The sequence below is a fragment of the Lolliginicoccus lacisalsi genome (assembly GCF_014841105.1).
Classification (GTDB): Bacteria; Actinomycetota; Actinomycetes; order Mycobacteriales; family Mycobacteriaceae; genus Lolliginicoccus; species Lolliginicoccus lacisalsi.
Genome location: NZ_JACYWE010000006.1, coordinates 152050 through 164636, shown reverse-complemented (window position 1 = coordinate 164636; position 12587 = coordinate 152050). Strand labels below are relative to the sequence as shown.

General features: G+C 67.1%; 12 protein-coding genes and 1 pseudogene. 5 read left to right on the top strand and 8 right to left on the bottom strand.

Features of this window, described 5'->3' with window-relative positions:
* Positions 1 to 179 precede the first annotated feature (179 nt).
* From rplI to rpsF, 4 genes are all read right to left on the bottom strand, one after another.
* Positions 180 to 632: a 50S ribosomal protein L9 gene (rplI, locus tag HT102_RS11295; RefSeq protein ID WP_192039526.1), complete on the bottom strand. Its 453-nt coding sequence runs from the start codon at positions 630 to 632 to the stop codon at positions 180 to 182.
* Positions 633 to 651: 19 nt separating this feature from the next.
* Positions 652 to 888, bottom strand: coding sequence for a 30S ribosomal protein S18 (gene rpsR, locus HT102_RS11290; RefSeq protein ID WP_192039525.1), 237 nt, complete (start codon positions 886 to 888; stop codon positions 652 to 654).
* A 147-nt stretch (positions 889 to 1035) separates the two neighbouring features.
* The gene (locus HT102_RS11285; protein WP_192039524.1) at positions 1036 to 1539 is read right to left on the bottom strand and encodes a single-stranded DNA-binding protein; all 504 of its coding nucleotides are present in this window, start codon (positions 1537 to 1539) and stop codon (positions 1036 to 1038) included.
* A gap of 207 nt (positions 1540 to 1746) precedes the next feature.
* On the bottom strand, positions 1747 to 2034 hold the full coding sequence (gene rpsF / locus HT102_RS11280; RefSeq protein WP_192039523.1) for a 30S ribosomal protein S6: 288 nt from the start codon (positions 2032 to 2034) through the stop codon (positions 1747 to 1749).
* A 209-nt stretch (positions 2035 to 2243) separates the two neighbouring features.
* Between rpsF and HT102_RS11275 the strand changes: the two genes are divergently transcribed.
* Together HT102_RS11275 and HT102_RS11270 are read left to right on the top strand one after the other, a co-directional pair.
* On the top strand, positions 2244 to 3629 hold the full coding sequence (locus HT102_RS11275) for a glycosyltransferase 87 family protein (RefSeq protein ID WP_192039522.1): 1386 nt from the start codon (positions 2244 to 2246) through the stop codon (positions 3627 to 3629).
* Positions 3629 to 4309 (top strand): DNA-binding response regulator, encoded by a 681-nt coding sequence (locus HT102_RS11270; protein WP_192039607.1) that lies wholly within the window; start codon positions 3629 to 3631, stop codon positions 4307 to 4309. Before HT102_RS11275 ends, HT102_RS11270 begins: the two co-directional genes overlap by 1 nt.
* A 37-nt stretch (positions 4310 to 4346) precedes the next feature.
* Here the strand turns inward: HT102_RS11270 and HT102_RS11265 are convergent, their stop codons facing one another.
* The gene (locus tag HT102_RS11265; protein ID WP_192039521.1) at positions 4347 to 4979 is read right to left on the bottom strand and encodes a helix-turn-helix transcriptional regulator; all 633 of its coding nucleotides are present in this window, start codon (positions 4977 to 4979) and stop codon (positions 4347 to 4349) included.
* Between the two features lie 363 nt (positions 4980 to 5342).
* Between HT102_RS11265 and HT102_RS11260 the strand changes: the two genes are divergently transcribed.
* Positions 5343 to 6179, top strand: a complete 837-nt coding sequence (locus HT102_RS11260) for a class I SAM-dependent methyltransferase (RefSeq protein ID WP_192039520.1) — start codon at positions 5343 to 5345, stop codon at positions 6177 to 6179.
* Here the strand turns inward: HT102_RS11260 and HT102_RS11255 are convergent.
* The 3 genes and pseudogenes from HT102_RS11255 to HT102_RS11245 all read right to left on the bottom strand — a co-directional run bounded on the left by HT102_RS11255 (position 6176) and on the right by HT102_RS11245 (position 10687).
* On the bottom strand, positions 6176 to 7789 hold the full coding sequence (locus HT102_RS11255) for a glycosyltransferase family 87 protein (protein WP_408611351.1): 1614 nt from the start codon (positions 7787 to 7789) through the stop codon (positions 6176 to 6178). The two genes, HT102_RS11260 and HT102_RS11255, sit on opposite strands and share 4 nt — an antisense overlap.
* 471 nt (positions 7790 to 8260) lie before the next feature.
* Positions 8261 to 10228, bottom strand: a pseudogene (locus HT102_RS11250) (transglycosylase domain-containing protein); the annotation flags it as partial.
* A gap of 39 nt (positions 10229 to 10267) precedes the next feature.
* Complete coding sequence (locus HT102_RS11245; protein ID WP_333473406.1) at positions 10268 to 10687, bottom strand: DUF5318 family protein; 420 nt, start codon at positions 10685 to 10687, stop codon at positions 10268 to 10270.
* A gap of 280 nt (positions 10688 to 10967) precedes the next feature.
* On the opposite strand from HT102_RS11245, the gene HT102_RS11240 reads away from it, so the two are divergent.
* Together HT102_RS11240 and HT102_RS11235 are read left to right on the top strand one after the other, a co-directional pair.
* Positions 10968 to 11555 carry a PadR family transcriptional regulator gene (locus HT102_RS11240; protein WP_192039518.1) on the top strand — a complete coding sequence of 196 codons (588 nt, stop codon included), beginning with the start codon at positions 10968 to 10970 and terminating at the stop codon, positions 11553 to 11555.
* Positions 11548 to 12587, top strand: a 1040-nt coding sequence (locus HT102_RS11235; RefSeq protein WP_192039604.1) for an inositol-3-phosphate synthase, incomplete at its 3' end; no start/stop codon positions are given. The genes HT102_RS11240 and HT102_RS11235, both read left to right, overlap by 8 nt.

Here is a 12587-nt window from a genome sequence, read left to right as displayed (position 1 = left end):
GTGTCGCACGGTGCTGTGCGTTAGTTATGCACGCCCTGTTTGCCGGCCTGTCACCTGTTCGGGGCGGCGGAGCACCTTCCAGGCCCCGTTCCCCAACGTTATCCACAGGAGGGTTGTGGATAACTACACGTCTAGCCCCAGAGGTCGGGGACCCCTGGGGCTAGGCGAGCGATGCTGTGTCAGGCAGGCACGATGCTGACGTTCAGCCGGGCTGACACCTTGGGGTGCAGACCGACAACGATGACATGCTTGCCAACTGACTTGATGTGCGCTGAAGGCATCTCGACGTTGCGGCGGTCCACCGTCGGGCCACCGGCCGACTTGATGGCCGTGACGACGTCCGCGGCTGCGATCGAGCCGAACAGCTTGCCACCCGCACCGGTGCGAACCGGAATCGTGATGGTGCCGATCTTCTCGAGCGTCGCCTTGGCTTCCTCGGCGGTGTCAAGGTCGCGGGCCGCGCGTGACTCGCGAGCCTTGCGCAGCTCCTCAACCTGCTTCTCGGCGCCACGGGTGGCGCGGATTGCGAGTCCTCGCGGAAGCAGGTAGTTACGGCCGTAGCCGTCCTTGACCTCGACGGAGTCGCCAGGAGCGCCAAGGTGCTCAACTTCAGCGGTGAGGATGAGCTTCATTCTAGTGTCCTCCCGTTCCTTAGCGTGCCGTCGAGGTGTACGGCAGCAGGGCCATTTCTCGGGAAACTTTGACAGCGGCAGCCACGTCCATCTGATGCTGGACGCAAGTGCCAGTGACCCGGCGTGCCCGGATTCGTCCGCGATCGCTGACGAATGTCCGGAGCAGTGCCGTGTCCTTGTGGTCGATGCGGGCTCCGGCCGAGGCGCAGAACTCGCAGGACTGTTGTGGTGTCAAACGCAAGCGTGCGTGGGACATGGTCTTTCTCCGATTGATTCCTGGTGCTGTCGGGAACGCGCACCCCCGCGTTCCTGCTGCATCAGGTATCTCATCTGCTGGTAGCTCAACTCCTGGGCGGGTGTTCCCGACCAGGCCGATCGTGCCCGTGGCATGCGCCCGGACCGATCAGAACGGTGGTTCGTCGTCCTGGCCCGCGAAGCCGCTGGCCGGTGGCGCGCTTCCCCACGGATCATTCGCCGGCGCTGCCGCAGCCGCGCCGAATCCGCCGCCGCGTCCACCCTGTGCTGCCTGTCCACCGTCGGAACGGCTGATCCGGTTGACCTTCGCGGTGGCGTACTTCAAGGAAGGACCCACCTCGTCGACCTCGAGCTCGATGACAGTGCGCTTCTCGCCCTCGCGGGTCTCGAAGCTGCGCTGCCGCAACCGGCCGTTGACGATGACGCGCATCCCCTTGTTGAGGGATTCGGCGACGTGCTCCGCCGCCTGGCGCCAGATGTTGCACCGGAGGAACAGTGCCTCGCCGTCCTCCCACTGGTTCGACTGAGCGTTGAACCGGCGAGGGGTCGACGCGACGGTGAAAGTCGCTACTGCTGCACCTGCGGGAGTGAACCGCAGCTCGGGATCGGCGGTGAGATTGCCGATGACCGTGATTACAGTTTCGCCTGCCATGTTTCCTCCTGATGGATGGACGAGCCAGCCTGGTTGTTCGTGAATGCCTTCGGTCATCCAATGTCACACAGTTAGGGGGCCGATTCAGCGACATGCCCTGGGGCTTGCCGATGTCGTGACCTATCCGGGCGTCATGGGATGTGCCGCGGGAGCCGCACCTGCATGGTTACCCGCGACCCCTGACAATTCACGCTCTCAAGGCTTGCTTCAGCGGACGAGCCGGAGAACCTTCGTGCGCATCACGGACTCATTGAGACCGAGCTGGCGGTCAAGCTCCGCGACGACGCTGGGCTCAGCAGTCACGTTGACGACGGCATAGATGCCCTCGCCCAGCTTGTTGATCTCGTAGGCGAGCCGACGCTTGCCCCAGATGTCGACATTGTCGACGGTGCCGCCACCCTGGCGGACCACATTGAGGAAAGTATCGAGCGAAGGGGCAACGGTGCGCTCGTCCAGGCGTGGATCGAGGATCACCATCATTTCGTATTGACGCACGGGACCTCATCACCTCCTATGGGCTTCAACGGCCACGGACGGTCCGTGGCAGGAGGGTTGTTACGTCAGCAACCTCAGCAAACTACCAGTTCGCGGCGGCAGAAGCTAATTGCTGGTGCAGCCGCGAAACCAGCCGCGAAACCAGCCGCGAAACCTGCCGCGGCCGGTCTCTCCCGCAGCGGTGGCGGTTTTCCGCAACAATGTCCCCGATGCCTGTTCTCGCGCGCCGCCTACTCGCCCCCGCCCTGGTCCTCCTCGTGGCGGCCATCGCGCTCGTGCTCGCCTACGCGAACAAGGCACGCTGCACGGGACCCGCGTTCGATCCAGCCGGGCGCAGCGCGAACTTCGCCGCCCTCAAGAACCAGGCTGTGTGCTACTCCGACATCCAGTTGCTCTGGCTCGGCCGGGGCATCGATACCAAGGTGTTCCCCTACATCCACGGCAGCATCACTCCGGATGGGAACCTTGTTGGCGGCACTGTCGAGTACCCCGTCCTGTCGGGGCTGCTGATGTGGCTCGGGGCGCTCCCGGCGAGCAACGACGCCGGCTTCCTGCTGTGGTCGAGCATCATCCTGGCCCCCTTCGGCCTGGCCACGGCCTGGCTGCTGGCCCGCCTGGCGGGCTGGCGGGCACTGTTGTTCGCCGCCGCGCCGGCGCTGGTGATGTATGGATTCCACAACTGGGACCTTGCCGTCGTCCTCACGGCGGTGGCCGCGGCGTTCGTCGTCGTCCGCTGCCAGGGCTGGAGCACCCGCCGTCGGGCGCTGGTCGCCGCGGCGATCCTCGCGGTGGGCTTCTGCGTGAAGATCTATCCCGGCTTCTTCCTCGCGCCCCTCGCGCTCTGGGTCCTGACCGGGGGCGATGATCCTCGGCGGCGGTGGGACGTGCCGGGCGCGGCAGGGGTCGCGGGTGTGGCGGCGCTCGTGGTGGCCGCGATCAACGCCCCGTTCGCCGTGCTGGGCTACGAGGGCTGGCGGGCCTCGTTCGAGTTCCAGTCCCTGCGCGAGGCCGACATCACCACCAACTCGATCTGGTACTGGGGCCTGCGCCCGCTGATCGGCGAGGACGAGACTTACGACCTGATCGTCGGCACTTTCTCCCCTGCCTTGGTGCTGGCGAGCTTCGCGGCGGCGCTCGCAGCGGGGTGGTGGATCCTGCGGCGGACGGGCACGTACCCGTGGATCGCGGTGTCGGCGACCATGCTGTGCGGGTTCCTGCTGCTGCACAAGGTCCACTCGCCCCAGTTCATGCTGTGGCTGCTGCCGTTCCTGGTGCTGCTGCGCGTGCCATGGACGCTGATCGGCGCGTACATGCTCGCCGACCTCGCGATCGGTATCGGGGTCTTCCGGTACTTCCACGACCTGGGCGCGGGCATCGATCCCGGGGGCGGGTCGTTGCTGGTGCTCCAGGTCGGGGTATGGGGCCGGGCGGTCGGCCTCGTGCTGCTCGCGGTGGCCTTCCTCGGGGCCCGTCCGGCGTGGTCGCGTTCCACGATGGTGCCGGAGGCCCCACGGTACGATGACCAGGCACTGCGGCGATCCGGGAGCGAGGCCGTGATCGGGGAGCCGCGAGGACAACGAGGGGACGCGCCGTGATGCCCGAGGATGCCGAGCCAGCGACATCGACGCCGGTTCGCGCGATCGGCTTGATCGAGGACCATGAGTCCGTGGCCATCGGGCTCGCAACGATCCTCGCCGAGGTGCCCGACCTCTCGCTCGTGGTGACCGCCAGCACGGTGCAGGATCTGCTGCCACGGATCGACGAGTTGGACCTGGTCGTGCTGGACCTGCGGCTCGGCGATGGCTCGTCCCCGATGAGCAACGTGACGACGCTGCACGAGCATGGCAAGCCGGTGCTTGCTTTCACGGGCGCGGAGAATCCCTACCTGGTGCGTTCCGCGGCCCGGGCTGGTGTTCTCGGCGTGGTGCGCAAGTCCGAGCCGGCGCATGCTGTCGTCGAGGCGATGCGCATGGCCGCGGCCGGGCAGCAGGTGGTCACCACGGATTGGGCGGCGGCGATCGACGGTGATCCGCAGTTGCCGGATGTGGGCCTGAGCCCCCGCCAGCAGGAGGTCCTCGCGCTGTACGCCTCCGGGGAGAAAGCGGCTCGCGTGGCGCACCTGACAGGCCTCGCCGAGCAGACAGTGCATGACTACCTGGGCCGGATCCGGCAGAAGTACTCGGAGGCAGGGCGTCCTGCTCCCACCAAGACGGACTTGTTCAAGCGTGCCGTGGAGGATGGGTGGTTGCCGATTCCCGAGCATCGGGAGCCGTGACCGTCCAGCCGGTGCCATCCGGGCAGGCGTGGGCGTCCTAGCCGATCACGAGGCCAGCGGCAGAGGCCGTGCCGCGGTGGCACGGGCAAGGGATCAGTCCGTCCTCGAGGGCGCATCGCAGCAGCCCGATCTTGCCTTCCGCTCCGCGGCCAGCGGCGACATACTTCGCCCGCGCCCGATCGAGGTGCGTGGACACCGTGGTGGGGGCCACGCCGAGCTCGACGGCGACCTGCCGGACCGTCATGCCGAGCGAGTAGTGGACGACGGCGGCACGCTCACGGGCGGAGAGAGCAGGCTTGCGACGAGGTGCTGGCGCGGGATGGGGCCTGCCGATGAGCTCGGTCACGGTGGCGAGGAAGGTCGACCCGTCCACATTGCTGGGCAGCCAGCGCGCCGCGGGGAACCTGGCGATCGTTGCTGGGTCGGGCTGGCCAAGGACGAGGTGCCGTGGCGCTGCGGCCGCCACGGTGGTGAAGTGGTCGGGGCCGCGGTAGGCGTCCGGGGGCCGGATGACGATCAGGTCGAAGCGGCTGGCGGGCTCGCGACGGATCTGGGTGGTGGCGTGGAAGCCCTCGGTGGCGAGGAGCGCGCATACGGCGTCATCGATGAAATCCCCCCGCCCCGCGATGCCGATCTTCCCTCGGACCTTGCTCAATTCGTCCGTGAACAACTATCACACCTCTCGGTCAAGAGATTTTCTCGCTAAAGCGACTGGAAATTTGCGTGCGCTTGCCATGGGGAAATTGACCAGATAATGATCTTCCCCGGGTAGAAGCAGTTCTCGGCGCACATATAGTGAACGCGCCTCCCGCCGGTGGCGCAATACCCTAGAAGCTTTGTCATTCCAATTGCCTACACGGCCGCGGCGGCGATCGATCCGTGGCGACGCCACCCCCGCGCGGGGCCAGCAGGGGCCGGCAGCGCGACCGGCTTGTTTCGGAAGCGCACCGTCGGGGTAGTTGAGATGAATCAACTCGCTACAGCAACACGGCTGATAGTGTGACATAGAACACATCTCAAGGTGGAGGATGTCGTGCAGCAGGAGAAAGTGCCGCCAATCCGGCGCCGGAGCATCCTCGCGTGCGCCAGTGCCGCGGTCCTCGCCACGATCCTGGCCACCTCGCACAGCCTCGCGCTCGCCGAGCCCGGCCGCCAGTCCGACCCCAGGAAGCACGCGGCGGTCCACTGCGACGCGGATCTCACTATGGCCCCCGACACGATGCGCGAGCCCGTCCTGCTCGTGCCACCGACCGAAACCGGGATCCCGCGCGACCATCCTCTCATCGCGGAACTGGTCAATGCCGGGCACACTACATGCATTCTCACGGTCCCCCGCAATGCAGCCACCGATTCCTCCCGAGCAAGCCGGCATGTATTCGACACCCTGCGGGCCATGATCGAAATCCATAGTGACAAAATCAGTATTGTTACTATTGGATCCGGAGCCCTTCCCAGCATTCTCGCGATCGGGAAATGGCCCGCTGCGGCACATGTCGTCAAGGATCTTGTGGCGATCTCCCCGGACCTAGACCCCCGGAACCGCACGACTTTGAGCAACGCCCGGTCCACTGGGCTCGAGACGACCTTCATCGTCAGCGGCACCGATGCGGCCGGCGTGGCGCACACTGTCGATGATCTCCTGCCCCAGCCAGAATCTCCCCTGCGGATCGTCCGCACCCAGGACGTGTGCGGGCCCTACTTCCCGGAGGCCCTGGCCTTGCAAGCCACCTGGGACACCTTCGTCAGCACCGGCGAGGTCTCCTTCCAGACCCTCGCCGCCGACCCGGTGGCACAGCTCCTCGCGATCGATGCGCTCGCTAGCGATGGTCCGGCCGAACCGCGGCGCGTGCCACGCTCGGCATGCCCCTAGCACCGATTCCCGGGATCGACCGCCACGGGTTCGCGGTCCGCCTCCGCCCTGCGGGCCTGCCACGGCTGGAACCCACGAGGGCGCAGCCAGCCCGGCAGCCAGGCCGGTGGGGCGTCGGGCGCATGATCGAGCACCCCGCCCGCGGGATCGTCCTCGCCATGCTGGCGCGCCCGGTCCTCCCCCGGGCGATAGATGTGCCGCACCACCACGGCGCACACCACCAGCACCGCGATATCGCGGAGCACGACCGTGGCGGTGAACCACTGCTCCGGCAGCCCGTTGCTCCCGGTGCCGAGGTAGTAGTACATGCGCGGCACCCACACCAGGGCATCGATGGCCATCCAGGCCAGCAGCAACCGATAGCGTGGCACCGCGAGCACGGCCAGCGGGACCAGCCATAGCGAGAACTGCGGGCTCCAGACCTTGTTGGTGATCAGGAACCCGACCACGAGCAGGAACATCAACTGCGTCACGCGGGGCCTCCGCGGAGCGGTCAGGGCGACGATCGCCACCGCCACGCATACCAGCAGGAAGGCGCCCAGCGAGACGGCATTCAGGAGCTCGGGGCTCTCCCCCGCCGCTAGCTCGCCGTCGAACCCCGGCCAGCCGGTGAACGACCGGACCACGTTGTAGAGCGAATCGGGATCCATGCCGCGCTCGTTGTTGAGCCGGAAGAACTCCAGCCAGCCCTGCGGGTACAGCGCGAGCACTGGCAGGTTCACCGCCAGCCATGCGGCGATCGCCGCGACCAGCATGCGCGCCCATTTTCCCAGCCGCCCGGTGCGCAGGCACAGCACCAGCAGCGCGCCCACCAGGAACAAGGGATAGAGCTTCGTTGCGGCACCGACGCCGATGAGCAGCCCCGATGTGGCTGGCCGGCCTCGGCTCCAGGCGAGCAGGGCAAGCATGGTCAGCGCTGTGGCGATCGCGTCGAAGTTGGTGAAGGCATGCACCACCGCGATCGGCGAGAGCGCGACGAGAACGGCATCCCAGGGCCGGCGCCCAGCGAGCGCCATGGTGCAGCGCACGGTGAGCAGCCAGGCCACGGCGAGACCGAGCGCGACGACGTTGAAGTAGAGGACGACCGGGAGCGCGCCGGGCAGCCATCCCTGCCGCGCGCCCTCGGACCACACGCTAGCCACCACTGCGGCAGCGTACTGATACATGCCGGTGATGACGGGATACTCCATGTACCGGAGCTCCACGGTGCCGTCGGGGTTCTCCTGCTCCCAGGATGTCTTGTAGGGAAGCGCGAGCTCATTGAGCTGGTGCGCGCCGTAGAGGGGCACGGTGTCGGAGTAGCACAGGGCCACGTACTGGCGGCTGTCCCGCCAGTCGAGGACCATCTCCCCATCGGGGCCACCGGGATACTGCTGGATGCACGCTGCCTTCCCTGCCCAGGAGAGGGCGAGCACGAGCACGGCGAGCGCCAGCACCACCCGCAGCGGTGTCCAGAACCTCGCGCCGCCCACGTGGGCGTGCTGGCCCACGGGCCCACCTATCGCGGTGCTCAGCCTGGCCACCGCGGGGTGGGCGAGGGTGGGCCGGTCGCGCTGCTCGGGGCCCAGCCCTGGTGCCGCGGCCGACCGAGCGCCTGCTGCGTCAGGCACCCGAGCTCCTGGGATCCACTAGCCCGTGCCGGCCTCGACGGCCTGGGCTGCTTGCTCATCGTCGTCCGTCGGCTCGCTCGCGGCCGTGGTGAGCGGCTGGCTCGAGGGTTCGGTCACATCGTCGGGTTGATCGCCCGCTGGAGCCGGCGCGGTGCTCGTGACCTGGCTGCTGGCGGGATTGCGGGTGGAGACCGGTCCGCCGCCAACGCCAGGGTTCTCCTGCTGGTTGGTGCCTGCCTCGCCACCCTCGGTGGTCCCACCACCGCCCTGCCCTGGCGCGCTAGGGGTTCCCTCGCCACCGGGGCCGCCGGGGTCCTGCCCGCCGGGGTCCTGCCCACCGTTTCCAGGGCCGCTGGGCAGGGGGATCTCGATGGTCAAGCCGGGAGCGATCGGGACAGAGACGTCGGTGGTCTCGGTCTCCTCCGGCTCCTCGTCTTCCTCCTCTTCCTCCTCTTCCTCCTCGGTCGTGGTGGGCGGCACGAAGACGGGCAGGCCCGCGACCCCGCCGATCGGGTCGGGCTCGGGGAAGTCCTCCCAGGGGGTGTTGATGAGGGCGCCGTCCATGGTCCGCTTCCAGATGGTGGAGGGGAACCCGGAGCCGTAGACCTGGCCGCCCCACGACGTCAGGAGTGGTTCGCCATCGTTGGTGCCGACCCACACCGCGGTGGACAGGGAGGGGGTGTAGCCGACCATCCAGGCATCACGGTTGTTGCCGGTGTCGCCGAGCTGGGTGGTGCCCGTCTTCGAGGCGGACGGCTGGCCACCTGCGAGGGCGTTGCCGTTGGAGTAGGCGGCGATCGGTTCCATGGCTGAGGTGGCGTTGTCGGCGACCGCCTCGCGCAGGCGCCGCTCGCCGTCGGGCTCGTCGCGCTCGAAGAGGAGCCGGCCCTCGGCGTCGACAACGCGCTCGACGAAGTACGGCTCGTGGTAGATGCCGGAAGCGGCGATCGTCGCGTACGCGGAGGCCATGTCGATGGGACGCACCTGGTACTGGCCGAGCACGATGCCGTTGTTGGGCGCATCTCCCTGCTCGGTGAGTACCTCGTAGTCGAGCTCCGGGATCTCGCGCGGGATCCCGGCCTCGTGGGCCGCCTCCTTCACGTCACGCGGGCCGTTGTCCAGGGAAAGCATGACGCGGTAGAAGGACGTGTTCAACGACTGCTTCAGCGCCTCGCCCATGGAGCAGCGGCCACAGCTCGCGTTGTCGACGTTGTTGATGGTGATGCCATTGAGGGTCAGCGGGCTGCTGTCGTAGGGCTGGGTGACCGGGATGCCCTGATCGAGCGCCGCGAGCATGGCGAATACCTTGAACGTGGAGCCGGTCTGCAGCGGTGCGTGGCCGTAGTCGAAGCCAGCTCCGTCCTCGCCGCCGTAGTAGGCACGCACGGCACCGGATCGGGGGTCGACCGAGACGACCGCGGAGCGCAGGTTCTCGGGCTGCGCGGAAAGCGTGTTATCCACGGCATTGACGGCAGCGTCCTGGGCGAGCGAATCGATGGTGGTAGTGATCTGCAGGCCCTGCGTGTTGAGGGTTGTCTCGTTGATGCCAAGCGATCGCAGCTCATTGATGACACGGGTGCGGATCAGCCCGTTGGGTCCCGGCGTGATATTCTCGTCGCCAATCTCGTCGAGGGCCAGCACCTCGGGGTACTGGGCAGCGGCTCGCTCGGAGGCGCTCAGGGAGCCGATCTCCACCATGCCGTCGAGCACGTAGCCCCATCGCCGCTCGGCCTCCTCGCGGTTGAGGGCGGGATCGAGGCGCGAGGGCTGCTGGACGACCGCGGCGAGGACCGCGCTCTCCTCGGGCGTGAGCGCGGAGACGTCCTTGTCGAAGTAGTAGTCCGCGGCCGAGGAGATGCCGTAGGCGCCACGACCGAAGTAGATCGTGTTCAGGTAGGCAAGGAGGATGTCGTCCTTCGCCCACTCTCGGGACATCTTCGTCGCGATCACGAGCTCCCGCAGCTTGCGGGTGAGGGTCCGCTCGGAGCCGACGAGCGCGTTCTTGACGTACTGCTGGGTGATGGTGGAGCCACCACCGGCGTTGTCGCTTCCCAGCAGGTTGTCGCGCACCGCGCGGGCGAGGCCGGTGACCGAGAACCCGGGGTTGGTATAGAAGTTCCGGTCCTCGGCGGCGATGACGGCATCGAGCATGTGCTGGGGGATCTCGTCGATCGTGACCTCGGTGCGATTGCCCTCCGGCGGCACGATGCGCGCGAGCTCGGTCTCGCCATCATCCATATAGATGGTGGCTACCTGGTTGTTCTCGATATCGCCGGGCCGGGGAACGCTCGCCGCCATGTAGAAGACCATGAACGTGGCGATCGGGATGATGATGATCAGGACGAGCGCGACCGCGAGGAGCCGCAGGGCCATGCCGGCCCGTGACTTCTTGCGACGGGCTGCGCCGGCCCTCGTCGAGGGCTTCTTCGTCGAGCTCACTTCTGGACTCCCGTTCTTGCGGTGGCGCTCATGGTGCGGCTATTCGCTCGCGGTGCGGGCCGATGGACGCGTCTGCTTGCGGCGGGATCGGCGCGGCGGTGCCTCGCCCAGCACGTGGGATTGCACGAGGTGGTTCCATCCGCATGTCCGGCACACCTCCACGATATGCACCGTGAACTCCTCCTGCACCAGCGCGAGCCTTGAGATCTCCTCGTCGCTGCGCGCCGATCCCGAGACCGTTCCGAGCCGATCACCGAATACCCACGATACGAGGGTGAGTTGTTCCTTACGGCAGATCGGGCAGACAACCTCGCTGGGGCGCCCGTGGAACTTCGCTGCCCGCAGGAGGTAGGGGCTGGCATCGCAGGCGGCGGCGACTCCGGTCCTCCCCGCGTAGACGTCGGCGAGAACGGAGCGACGCTGGAGCGCGTAGTCCACGGTCTGCCGCTGCGATCGCACGGATACCAGAGTACGTCGGCGCCCCGCGGGCCACTCCGCCTGGTGGCCCTTTGCATGCCCGGGCACTGGTGTGACGGGTGGCACTGCCTCTCGGCGCGCCTTCCAGTGCCCGGGGAACTCGGGTGACAGGACCATGGCGTGACGGTTGACACATCATGGCGGCAGGGTTATGACGAGGCCAACAATTACGTGCATCGAATATATCGCTGCGATACAGTTGGTTATCGCATCGCTGCACAAGCAGCGGTATCTATCACACCGGGACCAGTGAGGGGGAGCCGTGCTAGAGCTTGCAGTGCTAGGCCTCCTCAAGGAGTCCCCCATGCACGGGTACGAGCTGCGCAAGCGCCTGACCGAGCTCCTTGGTCCGTTCCGCGCGTTCTCGTACGGCTCGCTGTACCCCACCCTCCGCCGCATGCAGGCGGATGGCCTTATCGCTGAGGATCCCCTCAACGAGGGCCAGGGGCTGCGCCGGCGCGCCCGGAAGGTCTACGAGGTCACCGAGGCAGGGCACGCCCGCTTCGCCGACCTCGTCGCCAACACGGGCCCGCAGAACTACAGCGACGACGGCTTCGGGGTCCACCTGGCGTTCTTCAACCGCACACCGGCCGATGCGAGGATCCGCATCCTCGAGGGCCGCCGGCGTCAGGTCGAGGAACGCCGCGAGAGCCTCCGCGAGACCATCGCCCGCATGAGCGGGCATGACCGGTACACCCGGCAGCTCCACCAGCTCTCGCTCGAATCGAGCGAGCGCGAGGTCCGATGGCTCAACGAGCTCATCTCCACCGAGACCGCCCCCCAGTCCCACAACTCGACAACGCCACCGAGCGAGCTTCACCAGACAGAAGGAGAACCCGACCATGGGTGAGAAAAAGGTACGCGTCGCCATAGCGGGTGTAGGCAACTGCGCCTCCTCGCTTGTGCAGGGCGTCGAATACTACAAGGACGCTGACGCCAACTCGACCGTCCCCGGACTGATGCACGTGCAGTTCGGCGAGTACCACATCAGTGATGTGGAGTTCGTCGCCGCGTTCGATGTCGATGCCAAGAAGGTCGGGTTCGACCTGTCCGAGGCCATCAACGCCAGCGAGAACAACACCATCAAGATCTCCGACGTGCCGCCCACCGGCATCACCGTCCAGCGCGGGCCCACCCTCGACGGCATCGGCAAGTACTACGCCGAGACCATCGAGCTCTCCGACGCCGCGTCCGTCGACGTGGTGCAGGCGCTCAAGGACGCGAAGGCTGATGTCCTCGTCTCCTACCTGCCCGTGGGCTCCGAGGAGGCGGACAAGTTCTACGCGCAGTGCGCCATCGACGCTGGCGTGGCGTTCGTCAACGCGCTGCCCGTCTTCATCGCCTCCGACCCGGCCTGGGCGAAGAAGTTCGAGGACGCTGGCATCCCGATCGTCGGCGACGACATCAAGTCGCAGGTCGGCGCCACCATAACGCACCGCGTCATGGCGAAGCTCTTCGAGGACCGCGGTGTCGCGCTGGACCGCACCTACCAGCTCAACGTAGGTGGCAACATGGACTTCAAGAACATGCTCGAGCGCGAGCGCCTGGAGTCCAAGAAGGTGTCCAAGACGCAAGCCGTCACCTCGAACCTGAGCGGGTCGCTGTCCGGCAAGGTCCACGACCGCAACGTCCACATCGGACCCTCCGACTACGTCGAGTGGCTCGATGACCGCAAGTGGGCATACGTGCGCCTCGAGGGCCGCGCCTTCGGTGATGTGCCCATCAACCTTGAGTACAAGCTCGAGGTGTGGGACTCCCCCAACTCGGCCGGCATCATCATCGACGCCGTGCGTGCCGCCAAGATCGCCCTTGATCGCGGCGTGGGCGGGCCAGTGTTCTCGGCCTCCTCGTACCTGATGAAGAGCCCCCCGAAGCAGCTCGC